Annotated in this window: 28 protein-coding genes; all 28 read left to right on the top strand. The window is 68.1% G+C overall.

The window, feature by feature from the left end; all coding sequences use genetic code 11:
• Window positions 1-43 precede the first annotated feature (43 nt).
• Window positions 44-1,237: an elongation factor Tu gene (gene tuf / locus ACTWM8_RS27120; RefSeq protein WP_446211422.1), complete on the top strand. Its 1,194-nt coding sequence runs from the start codon at window positions 44-46 to the stop codon at window positions 1,235-1,237.
• Between the two features lie 353 nt (window positions 1,238-1,590).
• Window positions 1,591-1,899, top strand: coding sequence for a 30S ribosomal protein S10 (gene rpsJ, locus ACTWM8_RS27115; RefSeq protein ID WP_007073037.1), 309 nt, complete (start codon window positions 1,591-1,593; stop codon window positions 1,897-1,899).
• Window positions 1,900-1,910: 11 nt separating this feature from the next.
• Window positions 1,911-2,576: a 50S ribosomal protein L3 gene (gene rplC, locus ACTWM8_RS27110; protein WP_446211421.1), complete on the top strand. Its 666-nt coding sequence runs from the start codon at window positions 1,911-1,913 to the stop codon at window positions 2,574-2,576.
• Window positions 2,573-3,223, top strand: a complete 651-nt coding sequence (gene rplD / locus ACTWM8_RS27105; RefSeq protein WP_154941819.1) for a 50S ribosomal protein L4 — start codon at window positions 2,573-2,575, stop codon at window positions 3,221-3,223. The genes rplC and rplD overlap by 4 nt, the downstream gene beginning before the upstream one ends.
• Window positions 3,220-3,522 (top strand): 50S ribosomal protein L23, encoded by a 303-nt coding sequence (rplW, locus tag ACTWM8_RS27100; protein ID WP_073834931.1) that lies wholly within the window; start codon window positions 3,220-3,222, stop codon window positions 3,520-3,522. The genes rplD and rplW overlap by 4 nt, the downstream gene beginning before the upstream one ends.
• A gap of 12 nt (window positions 3,523-3,534) precedes the next feature.
• The gene (rplB, locus tag ACTWM8_RS27095) at window positions 3,535-4,374 is read left to right on the top strand and encodes a 50S ribosomal protein L2 (RefSeq protein ID WP_088998353.1); all 840 of its coding nucleotides are present in this window, start codon (window positions 3,535-3,537) and stop codon (window positions 4,372-4,374) included.
• 12 nt (window positions 4,375-4,386) lie between these two features.
• The gene (gene rpsS, locus ACTWM8_RS27090) at window positions 4,387-4,668 is read left to right on the top strand and encodes a 30S ribosomal protein S19 (RefSeq protein WP_007073032.1); all 282 of its coding nucleotides are present in this window, start codon (window positions 4,387-4,389) and stop codon (window positions 4,666-4,668) included.
• A 40-nt stretch (window positions 4,669-4,708) separates the two neighbouring features.
• Entirely contained in the window at window positions 4,709-5,167 is a 459-nt protein-coding gene (rplV, locus tag ACTWM8_RS27085) for a 50S ribosomal protein L22 (RefSeq protein WP_088960255.1), read from the top strand.
• On the top strand, window positions 5,167-6,036 hold the full coding sequence (gene rpsC / locus ACTWM8_RS27080) for a 30S ribosomal protein S3 (protein ID WP_088960256.1): 870 nt from the start codon (window positions 5,167-5,169) through the stop codon (window positions 6,034-6,036). Before rplV ends, rpsC begins: the two co-directional genes overlap by 1 nt.
• Window positions 6,037-6,039: 3 nt before the next feature.
• On the top strand, window positions 6,040-6,465 hold the full coding sequence (gene rplP, locus ACTWM8_RS27075; RefSeq protein ID WP_073834927.1) for a 50S ribosomal protein L16: 426 nt from the start codon (window positions 6,040-6,042) through the stop codon (window positions 6,463-6,465).
• Window positions 6,465-6,701, top strand: a complete 237-nt coding sequence (rpmC, locus tag ACTWM8_RS27070) for a 50S ribosomal protein L29 (protein WP_013288628.1) — start codon at window positions 6,465-6,467, stop codon at window positions 6,699-6,701. Before rplP ends, rpmC begins: the two co-directional genes overlap by 1 nt.
• A complete protein-coding gene (gene rpsQ / locus ACTWM8_RS27065) occupies window positions 6,698-6,973 on the top strand; it encodes a 30S ribosomal protein S17 (RefSeq protein WP_154941821.1) in 276 nt (91 codons plus the stop codon). Before rpmC ends, rpsQ begins: the two co-directional genes overlap by 4 nt.
• Before the next feature lie 98 nt (window positions 6,974-7,071).
• Window positions 7,072-7,440 (top strand): 50S ribosomal protein L14, encoded by a 369-nt coding sequence (gene rplN, locus ACTWM8_RS27060; protein ID WP_007465279.1) that lies wholly within the window; start codon window positions 7,072-7,074, stop codon window positions 7,438-7,440.
• Window positions 7,437-7,757: a 50S ribosomal protein L24 gene (gene rplX, locus ACTWM8_RS27055; protein WP_007465276.1), complete on the top strand. Its 321-nt coding sequence runs from the start codon at window positions 7,437-7,439 to the stop codon at window positions 7,755-7,757. The genes rplN and rplX overlap by 4 nt, the downstream gene beginning before the upstream one ends.
• The gene (gene rplE / locus ACTWM8_RS27050; protein WP_446211420.1) at window positions 7,757-8,326 is read left to right on the top strand and encodes a 50S ribosomal protein L5; all 570 of its coding nucleotides are present in this window, start codon (window positions 7,757-7,759) and stop codon (window positions 8,324-8,326) included. The genes rplX and rplE overlap by 1 nt, the downstream gene beginning before the upstream one ends.
• Before the next feature lies 1 nt (window position 8,327).
• Window positions 8,328-8,513 carry a type Z 30S ribosomal protein S14 gene (locus ACTWM8_RS27045; protein WP_007465272.1) on the top strand — a complete coding sequence of 62 codons (186 nt, stop codon included), beginning with the start codon at window positions 8,328-8,330 and terminating at the stop codon, window positions 8,511-8,513.
• Between the two features lie 73 nt (window positions 8,514-8,586).
• Window positions 8,587-8,994, top strand: a complete 408-nt coding sequence (gene rpsH / locus ACTWM8_RS27040) for a 30S ribosomal protein S8 (protein WP_013288624.1) — start codon at window positions 8,587-8,589, stop codon at window positions 8,992-8,994.
• A gap of 16 nt (window positions 8,995-9,010) precedes the next feature.
• Window positions 9,011-9,553 (top strand): 50S ribosomal protein L6, encoded by a 543-nt coding sequence (gene rplF / locus ACTWM8_RS27035; RefSeq protein WP_238448367.1) that lies wholly within the window; start codon window positions 9,011-9,013, stop codon window positions 9,551-9,553.
• Entirely contained in the window at window positions 9,550-9,939 is a 390-nt protein-coding gene (gene rplR, locus ACTWM8_RS27030; RefSeq protein ID WP_088960261.1) for a 50S ribosomal protein L18, read from the top strand. Before rplF ends, rplR begins: the two co-directional genes overlap by 4 nt.
• 33 nt (window positions 9,940-9,972) lie before the next feature.
• A complete protein-coding gene (gene rpsE, locus ACTWM8_RS27025) occupies window positions 9,973-10,587 on the top strand; it encodes a 30S ribosomal protein S5 (protein ID WP_154941824.1) in 615 nt (204 codons plus the stop codon).
• A complete protein-coding gene (gene rpmD, locus ACTWM8_RS27020) occupies window positions 10,587-10,769 on the top strand; it encodes a 50S ribosomal protein L30 (RefSeq protein ID WP_446211419.1) in 183 nt (60 codons plus the stop codon). Before rpsE ends, rpmD begins: the two co-directional genes overlap by 1 nt.
• Window positions 10,769-11,212: a 50S ribosomal protein L15 gene (rplO, locus tag ACTWM8_RS27015; protein WP_088960264.1), complete on the top strand. Its 444-nt coding sequence runs from the start codon at window positions 10,769-10,771 to the stop codon at window positions 11,210-11,212. The genes rpmD and rplO overlap by 1 nt, the downstream gene beginning before the upstream one ends.
• 232 nt (window positions 11,213-11,444) lie before the next feature.
• Window positions 11,445-12,773: a preprotein translocase subunit SecY gene (gene secY, locus ACTWM8_RS27010; RefSeq protein ID WP_446211418.1), complete on the top strand. Its 1,329-nt coding sequence runs from the start codon at window positions 11,445-11,447 to the stop codon at window positions 12,771-12,773.
• The gene (locus ACTWM8_RS27005; RefSeq protein WP_088960266.1) at window positions 12,774-13,427 is read left to right on the top strand and encodes an adenylate kinase; all 654 of its coding nucleotides are present in this window, start codon (window positions 12,774-12,776) and stop codon (window positions 13,425-13,427) included. It abuts the gene before it with no gap.
• 94 nt (window positions 13,428-13,521) lie between these two features.
• On the top strand, window positions 13,522-14,373 hold the full coding sequence (gene map / locus ACTWM8_RS27000; RefSeq protein ID WP_446211417.1) for a type I methionyl aminopeptidase: 852 nt from the start codon (window positions 13,522-13,524) through the stop codon (window positions 14,371-14,373).
• A gap of 358 nt (window positions 14,374-14,731) precedes the next feature.
• Window positions 14,732-14,953: a translation initiation factor IF-1 gene (infA, locus tag ACTWM8_RS26995; protein WP_007073013.1), complete on the top strand. Its 222-nt coding sequence runs from the start codon at window positions 14,732-14,734 to the stop codon at window positions 14,951-14,953.
• 93 nt (window positions 14,954-15,046) lie between these two features.
• A complete protein-coding gene (rpmJ, locus tag ACTWM8_RS26990) occupies window positions 15,047-15,160 on the top strand; it encodes a 50S ribosomal protein L36 (RefSeq protein WP_012184307.1) in 114 nt (37 codons plus the stop codon).
• A gap of 261 nt (window positions 15,161-15,421) precedes the next feature.
• Entirely contained in the window at window positions 15,422-15,802 is a 381-nt protein-coding gene (gene rpsM, locus ACTWM8_RS26985) for a 30S ribosomal protein S13 (protein WP_091079342.1), read from the top strand.
• Window positions 15,803-15,820: the final 18 nt, after the last annotated feature.

Genomic DNA, 15,820 nt, shown 5'->3' with positions numbered 1-15,820 from the left:
CGCGCCGGGGCGAACGAACCAAGAAGTCCACAGGAGGACACCAGTGGCGAAGGCGAAGTTCGAGCGGACTAAGCCGCACGTCAACATCGGCACCATTGGTCACATCGACCACGGTAAGACGACGCTGACGGCGGCCATCACCAAGGTCCTGCACGACCAGTTCCCGGACCTGAACCCGTACACGCCGTTCGACCAGATCGACAAGGCGCCGGAGGAGAAGGCCCGCGGCATCACGATCTCGATCGCGCACGTCGAGTACCAGACCGAGGCGCGTCACTACGCGCACGTCGACTGCCCCGGTCACGCCGACTACATCAAGAACATGATCACCGGTGCCGCGCAGATGGACGGCGCGATCCTGGTGGTGGCGGCGACCGACGGCCCGATGCCGCAGACCCGCGAGCACGTGCTGCTGGCCCGTCAGGTCGGTGTGCCGTACATCGTCGTGGCGCTCAACAAGAGCGACATGGTCGACGACGAGGAGCTCCTGGAGCTCGTCGAGCTCGAGGTCCGTGAGCTGCTCTCCTCGCAGGAGTACCCGGGTGACGACCTGCCGGTCGTCCGGGTCTCGGCGCTGAAGGCCCTCGAGGGCGACCCGGAGTGGACCGGTCGCCTGATGGACCTGATGAACGCCGTCGACACCGCGATCCCGCAGCCGGAGCGCGAGACCGAGAAGCCGTTCCTCATGCCGATCGAGGACGTCTTCACGATCACCGGTCGTGGCACCGTCGTCACCGGTCGCGCCGAGCGCGGCATCCTCAAGCCGAACGAGGAGGTGGAGATCGTCGGCATCCGCGAGAAGTCGATGAAGACCACCTGCACCGGCATCGAGATGTTCCGCAAGCTGCTCGACGAGGCCCGTGCGGGTGAGAACGTCGGTCTGCTGCTGCGCGGCATCAAGCGCGAGGACGTCGAGCGCGGCATGGTCGTCATCAAGCCGGGCACCACGACCCCGCACACGGAGTTCGAGGCGACGGTCTACATCCTCTCCAAGGAGGAGGGCGGCCGGCACACCCCGTTCTTCCAGAACTACCGTCCGCAGTTCTACTTCCGGACCACGGACGTCACCGGCGTCGTCACGCTGCCCGAGGGCACCGAGATGGTCATGCCGGGCGACAACACCACCATGACCGTGAAGCTGATCCAGCCGATCGCCATGGAGGAGAACCTCAAGTTCGCGATCCGCGAGGGTGGTCGTACGGTCGGCGCTGGTCGCGTCACCAACATCCTCAAGTGAGCTGGGTAACCCCGATTAGCGTGGCCGCCGGTCGTGCGGCATACTAGTCAGGTTGCGTAACGACGGTTAGTCACCTGCGTCCGGTGAAAGCTGGACCTCCGGGAGACCAGCAGTCGCGCGTAGGGTGGTTGATCGCCCCTGGCGGTCAACCACCCTCGCACGGCGTCCAGATCGCTGTGATGCGATCGGCGCCTTGACCCACCGCGTGGTCTGAGAATCGCTCCGGAGTCCCGGGGCGGAGCCTGGCCCGAGGGCGCGACACGCCCGACCGCGGGGGTCGGCGAAGTGGGCCTGTACCAGCCGGTACAGGCGCCCGCAACACAGCGGCATCGAGAGAAGGAACAGAAGCCACCATGGCGGGACAGAAGATCCGCATCCGGCTCAAGGCCTATGACCACGAGGTCGTCGACTCCTCGGCGCGGAAGATCGTCGAGACGGTGACGCGTACCGGGGCGCAGGTCGCGGGCCCGGTGCCGCTGCCCACGGAGATCAACCGTTTCTGCGTTATCCGCTCGCCGCACAAGTACAAGGACTCGCGCGAGCACTTCGAGATGCGCACGCACAAGCGGCTGATCGACATCATCGACCCGACCCCGAAGACGGTCGACTCGCTCATGCGCCTCGACCTGCCGGCTGGCGTCGACATCGAGATCAAGCTGTAGGGACCGGACAAATGGACAGGCAAGTCAAGGGGATCCTGGGCGCAAAGCTCGGCATGACCCAGGTCTGGGACAACAACCGCGTTGTCCCGGTGACCGTGGTTCAGGCCGGCCCGTGCGTCGTCAGCCAGGTTCGTAGCGCCGAGAAGGACGGTTACTCCGCGGTCCAGCTCGCCTACGGCACGATCGACCCGCGCAAGGTCAAGAAGCCGCTGGGCGGGCACTACGCGAAGGCGGACGTGGCGCCGCGCCGGCACATCGTCGAGCTGCGCACCTCGGACGCCGAGGACTACTCGCTGGGCCAGGAGGTCACGGTCGAGGAGTTCCCGGCCGGCGTCACCATCGACGTCACCGGCAAGACCAAGGGCAAGGGCTACGCCGGCCCGATGAAGCGGCACGGCTTCCACGGTCTGCGCGCCAGCCACGGTGTGGAGCGCAAGCACCGCTCGCCGGGCTCCATCGGCGCCTGCGCCACCCCGGGTCGCGTCTTCAAGGGCACCCGGATGGCGGGCCGGATGGGTGGCGTTCGCTACACCGTCCAGAACCTGACCGTCCAGGCGGTCGACACCGAGAACAACCTCCTGCTCGTCCGTGGTGCCATCCCCGGCCCCAAGGGCGCGCTGGTCCTGGTCCGTACCGCGGCCAAGACCAAGGTGAAGAAGGGCGGTGCGGCCAAGTGACCACCGTTGACGTCCGCAACGTCGAGGGCGCCAAGAGCGGCTCCGTCGAGCTGCCGGCCGACATCTTCGACGTCCAGGCCAACCTCGCGCTGATGCACCAGGTCGTGGTGGCCCAGCTCGCGGCGGCCCGGCAGGGTACGCACAAGGTCAAGACCCGCGGCGAGGTCGCCGGTGGCGGCAAGAAGCCGTACAAGCAGAAGGGCACCGGTCGTGCCCGGCAGGGCTCGATCCGCGCGCCGCAGTTCGCCGGCGGTGGCGTGGTGCACGGCCCGGTCCCGCGCGACTACAGCCAGCGCACCCCCAAGAAGATGAAGGCCGCCGCTCTGCGTGGCGCCCTCTCCGACCGGGCGCGCGCCGGCCAGGTGCACGTCGTCGAGGCCTTCGTCTCGGGCGAGAAGCCGTCGACCAAGGCCGCTCTGGCCACGCTGGCGAAGCTGACCGAGGCCCGTCGGGTCCTGGTCGTGCTGAGCAGCGCCGACGAGCTGAACTGGGTGTCGCTGCGCAACGAGCCGCGGGTGCACCTGATCGAGGCCGGCCAGCTCAACACGTACGACGTGCTGGTGGCCGACGACGTGGTCTTCACCAAGGAGGCCCTGGACGAGTTCCTGGGCGTTCCCGCCGAGACCACCGAGGAGGGTGGCAAGTGAGCACGATCGCCGATCCGCGCGACATCATCGTCGCGCCGGTCGTCTCGGAGAAGAGCTACAGCGAGCTGAACCGGAACTGGTACACCTTCCTGGTGCACCCGGACGCCAACAAGACCGAGATCAAGATCGCTATCCAGCAGATCTTCAACGTCCGCGTCCTGACGGTCAACACGCTCAACCGCGAGGGTAAGCGCAAGCGCACCAAGACCGGCTTCGGTCAGCGCAAGGCGACCAAGCGGGCGATCGTGAAGCTGGCTGACGGTGACCGTATCGAGGCCTTCGGCGGCCCGGTCAGCTGAGGGGTGTAGACAATGGCTATCCGTAAGTACAAGCCGACGACGCCGGGCCGGCGTGGCTCCAGCGTCGCCGACTTCGCCGAGATCACCCGGTCGACGCCCGAGAAGTCGCTGCTGGCTCCGCTGCCGAAGAAGGGCGGACGCAACGCCCACGGCCGGATCACCACCCGGCACCACGGTGGCGGCCACAAGCGGCAGTACCGCCTGATCGACTTCAAGCGGGTCGACAAGGACGGCGTGCCGGCGAAGGTCGCGCACATCGAGTACGACCCGAACCGCACCGCGCGCATCGCGCTGCTGCACTACGCCGACGGCGAGAAGCGGTACATCATCGCGCCGAAGGACCTGAAGCAGGGCGACCGCGTCGAGTCCGGTCCGGGCGCCGACATCAAGCCGGGCAACAACCTGCCGCTGCGCAACATCCCGGTCGGTACGACGATCCACAATGTGGAGCTTCGTCCGGGCGGCGGCGCCAAGCTGGCCCGCTCGGCCGGCGTCGGCATCCAGCTGCTCGGCCGTGAGGGTGTGTACGCGACCCTCCGCATGCCGTCCGGTGAAATCCGGCGGGTGGACGTGCGCTGCCGCGCCAGCATCGGCGAGATCGGCAACGCCGACCAGTCGAACATCAACTGGGGCAAGGCCGGCCGCATGCGGTGGAAGGGCAAGCGCCCGACCGTCCGTGGTGTCGCGATGAACCCGGTCGACCACCCGCACGGTGGTGGTGAGGGTAAGACCTCCGGCGGTCGCCACCCGGTCAACCCGCAGGGTAAGCCCGAGGGCCGCACCCGTCGTAAGGGCCAGCCGAGTGACCGGCTGATCGTCCGCCGCCGCTACGCCACGCGTAAGCGCGGCTGAGGGAGATAAGACATGCCTCGCAGCCTGAAGAAGGGCCCGTTCGTCGACGACCACCTGCTCAAGAAGGTGGAGACGCAGAACGACAAGGGCTCGAAGAACGTCATCAAGACCTGGTCGCGGCGCTCGACGATCATCCCGGAGATGCTGGGTCACACGATCGCCGTGCACGACGGACGCAAGCACGTCCCGGTGTTCGTGACCGAGGCGATGGTCGGGCACAAGCTCGGCGAGTTCGCGCTGACCCGCACGTTCAAGGGTCACGAGAAGGACGACCGGAAGAGCCGTCGGCGCTGACGCCGCGGGCATACGGATAGAGGAACAAGGGGTTACAGCGATGCCAGGAAAGGGCGACGCTCCGGTGCTTCCGGGCGCGCGGGCGGTTGCGCGGCACGTGCGCATCTCGCCGATGAAGGCGCGCCGGGTGGTCAACCTCGTCCGCGGCCTGCCCGCGAAGGAGGCGCTCACGGTGCTGCAGTTCGCGCCGCAGGCTGCGAGCGAGCAGGTGTACAAGGTGCTCGCGAGCGCGATCGCCAACGCGGAGAACAACGAGCGGCTGGACCCCGACGCGCTGCTCGTCAGCGAGGCGTTCGTCGACGAGGGCCCGACCATGAAGCGGTTCCGGCCGCGGGCGCAGGGCCGGGCGTACCGGATCCGCAAGCGCACCTGCCACATCACCGTGGCGGTCGAGGCGGTCGCGCCGGCTGCGCCGAAGAAGGCCGCCGCGAAGAAGGCCGCCCCGGCGAAGCAGGCCGAGGCCGCTGAGACGGAGAGCAAGACGGAGGGCGCCGAGTAATGGGTCAGAAGGTTCACCCCACTGGGTTCCGGCTCGGCATCTCGACCGACTGGAAGTCCCGCTGGTTCGCGGACAAGCTCTACAAGGACTACATCGGCGAGGATGTCAAGATCCGCCGGATGATGTCCAAGGGCCTCGAGCGTGCCGGCATTTCCAAGGTCGACATCGAGCGCACCCGTGACCGGGTCCGCGTGGACATCCACACCGCCCGGCCGGGCATCGTCATCGGCCGGAAGGGTGCGGAGGCCGACCGGATCCGCGGCGAGCTGGAGAAGCTCACCGGCAAGCAGGTGCAGCTGAACATCATCGAGGTGAAGAACCCCGAGTCGGACGCGCAGCTGGTCGCCCAGGGCGTCGCCGAGCAGCTCTCCAGCCGGGTCAGCTTCCGTCGGGCGATGCGCAAGGCGATGCAGTCGGCGATGAAGAACCCGGTCTGCAAGGGCATCCGGGTCCAGGTGTCGGGTCGTCTCGGCGGTGCCGAGATGAGCCGGACCGAGTTCTACCGCGAGGGTCGCGTCCCGCTGCACACGCTGCGGGCCAACATCGAGTACGGCTTCTTCGAGGCCCGTACCACCTTCGGCCGGATCGGCGTGAAGGTCTGGATCTACAAGGGCGACGCCGTCCCGGGCCGGGAGGCTCCGGCCGAGGCCGGTCCGTCCCGCCCGCGCCGTGACCGCGGCGACCGCCCCGAGCGGCCGCGCCGTGGCCGGTCGGGTTCGTCCGGCACGACCGCCGGCGGCACCGAGGCCGGCCGGGCTGCTGCGACCACCATCGCTCAGCAGGCCGAGACGCCGAGTGGCGAGCCGATCGACAGTGCTGCTGTCGCCTCGGCCGCGGCTGCTCCGGCAGAAACGCAGCAGGAGGGCTGACAGATGCTGATGCCGCGCAAGCCCCCGAAGGGCTTCCGCAAGCCGCACCACCCGGACCGCCACGGCGCGTCCAAGGGTGGTAACCGGGTGGTGTTCGGCGAGTTCGGGATCCAGGCTCTCGAGCCGGCGTACGTGACCAACCGCCAGATCGAGTCGGCTCGTATCGCGATGACCCGCCACATCAAGCGTGGTGGCAAGGTCTGGATCACGATCTTCCCGGACCAGGCCCTCACCAAGAAGCCGGCGGAAACCCGCATGGGTTCCGGTAAGGGCTCGCCCGAGTGGTGGGTCGCCAACGTCAAGCCGGGGCGGGTTCTCTTCGAGATGTCCTTCCCCAACGAGCAGATCGCGCGAGAGGCGATGCGTCGCGCGATCCACAAGCTCCCGATGAAGTGCCGCATTGTTACGCGCGAAGTGGGTGAATCCTGATGGCAGCGGGCGTCAAGCCTTCCGAGCTGCGTGAGCTCTCCGAGGAGGAGCTGGTCACGAAGCTGCGTGAGGCCAAGGCGGAGCTGTTCAACCTCCGCGTGCAGGCCGCAACCGGGCAGCTGGACAACAACCGGCGGCTGCAGGTCATCCGTCGGGAGATCGCCCGGATCTACACGATCATGCGTGAGCGCGAGCTGGGTCTCTCGGCCGCGCCGACTGAGGTGACTGCATCATGAGCGAGAACACCACCGCCGCCGCGCGGGCCCGCCGTAAGGTGCGTGAGGGCCTCGTGGTCAGCGACAAGATGGACAAGACCCTCGTGGTCGAGGTCGAGGACCGGGTCAAGCACGCGCTGTACGGCAAGATCATGCGCCGGACCAGCAAGCTGAAGGTGCACGACGAGCAGAACTCGGCCGGTATCGGCGACCGGGTCCTGATCATGGAGACCCGGCCGCTCTCCGCCACCAAGCGGTGGCGGCTCGTGGAGATCCTCGAGAAGGCCAAGTAGCGAAGGCTCGAGCTCGGCCGGTATCGGTCGGGCGCAGGTTCCGCCAGGCTCCGGCCGCCTCCGGGCGGCCGGAGAACCGGCAGACATAGGAGATAGACGTGATTCAGCAGGAGTCGCGACTGCGCGTCGCCGACAACACGGGTGCCCGGGAGATCCTGTGCATCCGGGTTCTCGGTGGCTCCGGTCGGCGCTACGCGAGCATCGGCGACGTCATCGTGGCCACGGTCAAGGACGCGATCCCGGGTGCCGGTGTGAAGAAGGGCGACGTCGTCAAGGCGGTCGTCGTTCGCACCGCCAAGGAGAGGCGGCGGCCGGACGGCTCGTACATCCGCTTCGACGAGAACGCCGCCGTCATCATCAAGGACGGCGGGGACCCGCGCGGTACCCGCATCTTCGGCCCGGTGGGTCGGGAGCTGCGGGACAAGCGGTTCATGAAGATCATCTCTCTCGCGCCGGAGGTGTTGTGACCGTGAAGGTCAAGAAGGGCGACACGGTCGTCGTCATCGCCGGCAAGGACAAGGGTGCCAAGGGCAAGGTCATCGCGGCCTACCCGCGGCAGGACAAGGTCCTGGTCGAGGGCGTGAACCGGGTCAAGAAGCACACTCGCATCAGCACCACCCAGCGTGGCGCCAAGACCGGTGGCATCGTCACCCAGGAGGCCCCGATCCACGTCTCGAACGTGCAGGTCCTGGACTCCGACGGGAAGCCGACCCGCGTCGGTTACCGGATCGACGACAACGGCCAGAAGGTCCGCATCGCGCGTAGCACCGGTAAGGACCTGTGATGACCACGGCTACCGAAACCAAGACCATGCCGCGCCTCAAGGAGCGGTACCGCAACGAGATCGTGGCCGAGCTGCAGAAGCAGCACGCCTACGGCAACCCCATGCAGGTGCCGCGGCTGGTCAAGATCGTCGTCAACATGGGTGTCGGCGAGGCCGCTCGGGACGCCAAGCTGATCGACGGCGCGGTCCGCGACCTCGCCACGATCACCGGCCAGAAGCCGCAGGTGCGGCGGGCGACCAAGTCCATCGCGCAGTTCAAGCTGCGTGAGGGCATGCCGATCGGCGCGAAGGTGACCCTGCGCGGCGACCGGATGTGGGAGTTCCTGGACCGGCTGCTGTCGATCGCCCTGCCGCGTATCCGCGACTTCCGCGGTCTCGACGGGCGCAAGCTCGACGGGCACGGTAACTACACGTTCGGTCTGACCGAGCAGTCGGTGTTCCACGAGATCGATCAGGACAAGATCGATCGCCAGCGGGGCATGGACATCACGGTGGTCACGACCGCCACGACCGACGACGAGGGCCGGGCGCTGCTCAAGCTCCTGGGCTTCCCGTTCAAGGAGAACTGAGATGGCCAAGAAGGCGCTGATCATCAAGGCGGCCGCGAAGCCGAAGTTCTCGGTTCGCGCGTACACCCGCTGCCAGCGGTGCGGGCGTCCGAAGGCGGTCTACCGCAAGTTCGGTCTCTGCCGGGTGTGCATCCGGGAGATGGCCCACCGCGGTGAGCTGCCCGGCGTGTCCAAGGCTTCCTGGTAATAGCTATTGCTCTTCGCCGTAGGCCCGGGGCGGAACGCCCCGGGAACCCCGGCGAGAAAGGCTGACGAAATCCATGACGATGACCGACCCGATCGCAGACATGCTCACGCGTCTGCGTAACGCCAACCAGGCGTACCACGACCGGGTGACGATGCCCTACTCGAAGATCAAGGCGAACATCGCCGAGGTCCTCAAGGCCGAGGGTTACATCGCCACCTGGTCGGTCGAGGAGCCCGAGGAGGGCGCCGTCGGCAAGCGACTGGTCGTCGAGCTGAAGTACGGCCAGAACCGCGAGCGGAGCCTGGCCGGCATCAAGCGCGTGTCCAAGCCCGGTCTCCGGGTGTACGCCAAGTCGGACGGGCTCCCGCGGGTGCTCGGCGGGCTGGGCGTGGCGATCATTTCGACGTCCCAGGGGCTGCTCACCGACCGGCAGGCCCGCAAGCGGAGCGTTGGCGGGGAAGTCCTCGCCTTCGTCTGGTAACGGGAGACAGGTAGAAATGTCGCGTATTGGACGTAAGTCGATCCCGGTACCGGCCGGCGTCGACATCACGATCGACGGCCAGACCGTGAAGGTCAAGGGCCCCAAGGGCGAGCTGTCGCACACGCTCGCCGAGCCGATCACGGCGGAGCGTAGCGAGGACGGCCAGGTGCACGTCAACCGGCCGAACGACGAGCGCAAGGCCAAGGAACTGCACGGCCTCAGCCGTACCCTGGTCGCCAACATGATCGTCGGTGTGACCGAGGGCTACCGCAAGAGCCTGGAGATCGCCGGTACCGGTTACCGCGTCACCGCCAAGGGCAAGGACCTCGAGTTCGCGCTCGGGTTCTCGCACCCGGTGCTGGTGCCGGCTCCGGACGGCATCACCTTCACGGTGGAAAAGCCGACGCTGTTCCACGTGGCCGGCATCGACAAGCAGCAGGTCGGTGAGGTCGCCGCCAACATCCGGAAGATCCGCCCGCCGGAGCCCTACAAGGGCAAGGGCGTGAAGTACCAGGGCGAGGTCATCCGCCGCAAGGCTGGAAAGGCAGGTAAGAAGTGAGCGCCACGCTGCTCAAGCGCCGCCGCGGCGTCGCCGCCAAGCGTGCCGTCGGGCGTGCGCGCCGGCACTTCCGGGTCCGCAAGAACGTCAGCGGCACCGCCGAGCGTCCCCGCCTGGTGGTCACCCGCTCCCTGCGGCACATCGTCGCCCAGATCGTGGACGACACCAAGGGTCACACCCTGGCGTCGGCCTCGACCCTGGACGCGTCGCTGCGTGGTGCGGAGGGCGACAAGAGCGCCCTGGCCGGCAAGGTTGGCGCCCTGCTCGCCGAGCGCGCCAAGGCCGCCGGCGTCTCCAAGGTCGTCTTCGACCGCGGTGGCAACCGGTACGCGGGGCGGGTCGCCGCGCTTGCCGACGCCGCCCGCGAAGCCGGGCTCGAGTTCTAGAAACCCCGTCACGAGAGATAAGGAAGGCTGCTGATGCCAGGTCAACAGCGCCGTGGCGGCGGGTCCGGTGGCAACGAGGGTGGTCGCCGCGACAACCGCCGTGAGGGCGGCCGCGGAAACGCGCCCGTCGAGAAGACCCCGCACCTCGAGCGGGTCGTCGCGATCAACCGCGTCGCCAAGGTCGTGAAGGGTGGTCGTCGCTTCAGCTTCACCGCCCTGGTGATCGTGGGCGACGGCGACGGCACCGTCGGCGTGGGCTACGGAAAGGCCAAGGAGGTGCCCGCGGCGATCGCCAAGGGTGTCGAGGAGGCCAAGAAGCACTTCTTCAAGGTGCCGCGGATCGGCCAGTCGATCCCGCACCCGGTGCAGGGCGAGGCCGCTGCCGGCGTCGTGCTGCTCAAGCCGGCGTCCGCCGGTACCGGTGTCATCGCCGGTGGCCCGGTGCGTGCCGTGCTGGAGTGCGCGGGCATCCACGACGTGCTCTCCAAGAGCCTCGGCTCGTCGAACCCGATCAACATCGTGCACGCCACGGTGGCGGCGCTGAAGGGGCTCGAGTCCCCTGAGGCCGTCGCGACCCGTCGTGGTCTGCCGGTGGAGGACGTCGCGCCGGCCGCCATGCTGGCGTCGCGGGCGGGGGTGGCGTCCTGATGGCACGCCTGAAGGTCACCCAGGTCCGGTCCGGCATCGGCACCAAGCAGAACCAGCGTGAGTCGCTGCGTTCGCTCGGTCTGAAGCGGATCAACGACGTGGTGGTCAAGGAGGACCGGCCCGAGATTCGCGGCATGATCTTCACGGTCAACCACCTCGTGAAGGTCGAGGAGGTCGAGTAATGACGATCAAGGTTCACCACCTGCGCCCGGCCCCGGGTGCCAAGACCGCGAAGACCCGTGTGGGTCGCGGTGAGGGCTCCAAGGGCAAGACCGCCGGTCGCGGTACCAAGGGTTCCAAGGCCCGCAAGAACATCTCGGCGGCGTTCGAGGGTGGGCAGATGCCCATCCACATGCGCCTGCCGAAGATGAAGGGCTTCAAGAACAAGTTCAAGGTCGTCTTCCAGGTGGTCAACCTGGACCGGCTCGCCGAGCTCTTCCCGAACGGCGGCCAGGTCGGCCCGCAGGAGCTGGTCGAGGTCGGCGCGGTCCGCAAGGGCCAGCCGATCAAGGTCCTCGGCACCGGCGACCTCGGCGGTGTGGCCCTCCAGGTGTCGGCGCACGGGTTCAGCGCGTCGGCCAAGGAGAAGATCACCGCTGCCGGTGGCTCCGTCACCGAGCTGTAAGGCACGACCCATGGCGCCCGCTCAGTTGTCCACAACTGGGCGGGCGCCGTGGTCTACCAGGCATGTGTGCGCCGGGTAACATCGGATTCGGTTTATGTAGCCGGGCACGTCTGCCCGGACCGGGAGCGGGCTGTTAGAGTCCCTTCCCAGCTATGGATATCGGGCACTCGCCCGGCACCCACCCCGCCCCGCCAGGGATCACCGGCGGCCCGCCTCGCGCAGGAGGAAGAAGTTGCTGTCCGCCTTTCTCAGTGCGTTCCGTACGCCTGACCTGCGCAAGAAGCTGCTGTTCACAGTAAGCATCATCGCGGTCTACCGGCTCGGCGCCACTCTGCCCAGCCCCGGCGTCTCGTACGGCAACGTGCAGAAGTGCCTCGACACCCTCCAGGGTCAGAGCACCGGAGTGCTGAACCTGCTGGACCTCTTCTCCGGCGGCGCACTGCTGCAGCTCTCGGTCTTCGCGCTGGGCATCATGCCCTACATCACCGCGTCGATCATCCTGCAGCTGCTCACCGTGGTCATCCCGCGGCTGGAGCAGCTCCGCAAGGAGGGCCAGGCCGGCCAGGCGAAGATCACCCAGTACACCCGCTACCTGACCCTCGGCCTGGGCATCCTCCAGTCGTCGGCCTTCGTGGCGCTGGCCCGCTCCGGGCAGCTGTTCCAGAACCGCTGCGACCAGTTCCCGATCATCCCCGAGGGCACCGGCATCCCGGACTGGCTGACGCTGAGCATCCTGGTCATGACGATGACCGCCGGCACCGGCATGGTGATGTGGCTCGGTGAGCTGATCACCGACCGCGGCGTCGGCAACGGCATGTCCGTCCTCATCTTCACCTCGATCGCCGCTCGGCTCCCCAGCGAGGGCTGGAAGATCAAGACCAACGAGGGTTGGGGCAAGTTCGTCCTCGTCCTCGTCCTGGTCCTGCTGGTCATCACCGCGGTCTGCTTCATCGAGCAGGCGCAGCGCCGGATCCCGGTGCAGTACGCCAAGCGGATGATCGGCCGGCGGATGTACGGCGGCACCTCGACCTACATCCCGCTGAAGGTCAACCAGGCCGGTGTCATCCCGGTCATCTTCGCCTCGTCGCTGCTCTACCTGCCGACGCTCGCGCTCCAGTTCTTCGACCAGACCAACCCGGGCAAGACCCAGGCCTGGATCCAGAACCACATCGTGAAGGCGAGCGCGCCGGAGCACATCGCGATCTACTTCCTGCTGATCATCTTCTTCACGTACTTCTACGTGTCGATCACGTTCAACCCGACCGAGGTCGCGGACAACATGAAGAAGTACGGCGGCTTCGTGCCGGGCATCCGCCCCGGCAAGCCGACCGCCGAGTACCTCGACTTCATCCTCAGCCGGATCACCCTGCCGGGCGCGCTCTACCTGGGCATCGTCGCGATCCTGCCGAACTTCTTCTTCATCTGGCTGAACAGCCAGCAGTTCCAGAACTTCCCGTTCGGCGGCACCGCTGTGCTCATCATGGTCGGCGTCGGTCTCGAGACCGTGAAGCAGATCGAGAGCCAACTCATGCAGCGGAACTACGAAGGGTTCCTGCGGTAGATGCGACTCGTTCTGGTTGGCCCGCCGGGCGCGGGCAAGGGCACGCAGGCGGAATTCATCGCCGCACACCTCTCGGTGCCGAAGATCTCGACCGGTGACATCTTCCGGGCGAACGTCTCGCAGGGCACGCCGTTGGGTGTCGAGGCCAAGCGGTACATGGACGCCGGCAAGCTGGTCCCGGACGAGGTCACCATCAACATGGTCCGGGACCGGCTCGCCGAGCCGGACGCCGCCGAGGGCTTCCTGCTCGACGGCTTCCCGCGTACGACGCCGCAGGCCGCCGCGCTGGACAAGCTCCTCGCGGACCTCGGCACCGCGCTGGACCTGGTGCTGGAGCTGGTCGTCGACGACGACGAGGTGATCCGGCGGCTCTCCGGCCGGCGCACCTGCCGCGGCTGCGGCAAGATCTGGCACGTCGAGTTCGACGCCACCACCCGCGAGGGCATCTGCGACCGCTGCGGTGCCGAGCTGTTCCAGCGGGACGACGACAAGCCGGAGACGATCGCGGCCCGCCTGCGGGAGTACGCCGAGAAGACGGCGCCGCTGGTCGACTACTACGGCGCCCAGAACAAGCTGGTCGGGATCGACGCCACCGGGCCGGTGGAGGACGTCACGGTCCGCGCCATCGACGCGCTGCGGTCGTACGGCGGCTGAGGTCCTGCCGGGCTCCGGCGGATAGAGTGCGAACAGCGGGGTACGTGCGACGTGCCCCGCTGTTCGGTGTCCGGCAACGAAAGGTATTCGCTCCATGCGCCGTCCCCAGCTGGACATCCAGCTGAAGACCCCCGACCAGATCGAGAAGATGCGGGCCGCCGGCCTGGTGGTCGCCGAGGCCCTGCGTCGGATGCGGGAGGCCGTCGGTCCCGGGGTCAGCACCGCCGACCTGGACGCGATCGCCGAGTCGACCATCCGCGAGGCCGGGGCCGTCCCCTCGTTCAAGGGCTACCACGGCTTCCCCGCCTCGATCTGCTCGTCGGTCAACGAGCAGGTGGTGCACGCCATCCCGTCGGCGCAGCAGGTGCTCCGCGACGGCGACGTGATCTCCATCGACTGCGGCGCGGTGCTGAACGGCTGGCACGGCGACGCCGCGATCACCGTGGGCGTGGGCGAGGTCGACCCGGCGCTGCTGAAGATGGCCGAGGTGGCGGAGGATGCCATGTGGGCCGGGATCGCCGCCGCGGCGCGGGGCGCCGCCAGCGGCCGGGGCCGGCTGACCGACATCTCGCACGCGGTGGAGATCGCGGTCCGCAAGGGCGGCCGATACGGCATCGTCGACGGCTACGGCGGGCACGGCATCGGCACCGAAATGCACCAGGACCCGCACGTGCTCAACCACGGGCGGCCGGGCAAGGGTCCGCGCCTGGTGCCGGGCCTGGCGCTGGCCATCGAGCCGATGATCACGATGGGGTCGCCGCGTACCGTCGAACTGTCCGACGGTTGGACGGTCGTCACCCGGGACCGGTCGATGGCGGTGCACGTGGAGCACTCGATGGCGCTGCTGCCCGACGGGGTCTGGGTGCTGACCGCCTTCGACGGCGGTCGGGCCCGACTGGGCGACCTGGTCACCGCCCGGCAGCCGGCCGAGTCCGCCGCGTCCTGATCCGGCTCCGCGGCGTCAAGCCGGACAACGGGCTCACGCGGCGCGGAGGGGCCGATCCGGGACTCGGCTGATCCGGCCGGCCTTCGGGCGGCCGGGCCGGAGCCTGCGACAGCGGGGGAGATGTCGCCCCTCGTCCGTTTTGCTTCCTGCGGGTGACGGGCGGGGTGGCCGGTTTGGCGACGGCCCGCACTCGGGCGTACACTTTCAGATCGGCGCACAGCGTCCACTCCGGCATGCCCACTACGCGCTTCGGTGGGAGTCGGAGCCGCGGCTGGCGCGGGCCCTCCGATCTCGGTCGGATGCCCGTGTAAGACGTTGTGGGCCGTCCGGAGTAACCGACGTCAGGACAGCGGAGGACATGCCGAAAAAAGACGGAGCCATCGAGATCGAGGGTCGGGTCATCGAGCCCCTGCCGAACGCAATGTTCCGGGTGGAGCTCGCGAACGGCCACAAGGTGCTGGCTCACATCAGCGGCAAGATGCGGCAGCACTACATCCGTATCCTGCCGGAGGACCGGGTCGTCGTCGAACTCTCGCCGTACGACCTGACCCGCGGGCGCATCGTCTACCGCTACAAGTAATCCTGACGACGGCCGGGACGTCCCCGTGTCCGTCTTCGACGTCCGGCGTCGCGCGTGGTCGCGCCACCGGGCCAGATGGGAAGTAAGGCAACCGTGAAGGTCAAGCCGAGCGTCAAGAGGATCTGCAACAAGTGCCGGGTGATCCGCCGGCACGGCCGGGTCATGGTCATCTGCACCGACCCGCGCCACAAGCAGCGCCAGGGCTGAACCAGTCCCACCGGTCGTGACACGGCCGGTCGGATCGGTCCGGGCCGCAGATCCAGACAGCACATCATCAGCTCGTTCCAGCCGCGAGCGGTACGCAGCGCGTACTCAATCGTGGTTGACCCCCGGTCGGAGGCCGGGGCCCGCTCGGGCACGACCGATCCCGGTCGCCGGCGCTGACAGCGTCGGAAGGACGGGACGGCCGGTAGCGGGGTGGGACGGGTCCAGACCTCCGCCACAACATCACGAGGAGTACGCCCGCACATGGCACGTCTAGTCGGCGTCGACCTCCCCCGCGAGAAGCGGATGGAGATCGCGCTCACCTACATCTTCGGGGTCGGTCGTACCCGCGCCCTGGAGACGCTCACCGCTACCGGCATCTCGCCGGACAAGCGCGTTCGGGACCTCACGGATGAGGAGCTGGTCCAGCTCCGCAACCACATCGAGGGCAACTACAAGGTTGAAGGCGACCTGCGCCGCGAGGTCGCCGCTGACATCCGCCGCAAGGTCGAGATCGGCTGCTACGCCGGCATCCGGCACCGCCGGGGCCTGCCCGTGCGTGGCCAGCGGACCAAGACCAACGCGCGGACCCGCAAGGGCCCGAAGCGGACCGTCGCCGGCAAGAAGAAGCCCGGCAAGAAGTAACTAGGAGCGCACAGACTT

The sequence above is a fragment of the Micromonospora sp. IBSANI012 genome (assembly GCF_052814045.1).
The sequence above is the reverse complement of the archived record's forward strand: the minus strand, read 5'-3'. Positions and strand labels throughout refer to the sequence as shown.